Source organism: Sulfitobacter sp. HI0129, from assembly GCF_001635395.1.
In the GTDB taxonomy this organism is placed as follows: domain Bacteria; phylum Pseudomonadota; class Alphaproteobacteria; order Rhodobacterales; family Rhodobacteraceae; genus Sulfitobacter.
In genome coordinates this window covers 1-400 of sequence record NZ_LWGH01000985.1, presented here as the reverse complement: position 1 = coordinate 400, position 400 = coordinate 1, and the positions used below count along the sequence as shown (strand labels likewise).

The window sequence follows — 400 nt, the reverse complement described above, 5'->3', positions numbered from 1 at the left end:
GCGCGTGAACGGCCAGATCGTGCGCAAGCCGTCTTTTTGCATCGCGCCGGGGGATGTCCTGAGCTTTACCCAGGGCGAAAGGGTCCGGGTGATCGAGATATCGGCGCTGGCGGAACGTCGCGGCCCGGCCCCCGAGGCGCAGGCGCTGTATGTCGATCGTTCCCCGCCCGCCGGGCCCCGCAGGGACGTTGCTTCGGAAAATCCCGCATTCGAAGGACGGGGACGGCCCACCAAGAAGGATCGCAGGCAGTTTGATCTTTCGCGCGGCCGTCGCCTTGAATGATCCCGCCGCAAGGGCTAGCTAGGCCGCTGTGGTACGGCCCGTGTCACCGACCGCATCACCCGACACTTACGCCGACAGGGATGATTGAATGACCTATATCGTGAACGATGCCTGCAT

The 400-nt window shown here is 64.2% G+C and carries 1 protein-coding gene; it reads left to right on the top strand.

Annotated elements, in window-relative coordinates; translation table 11 throughout:
• Positions 1-283, top strand: a 283-nt coding sequence (locus A3764_RS25495) for an RNA-binding S4 domain-containing protein (protein ID WP_161487530.1), incomplete at its 5' end; no start/stop codon positions are given.
• Positions 284-400 lie beyond the last annotated feature (117 nt).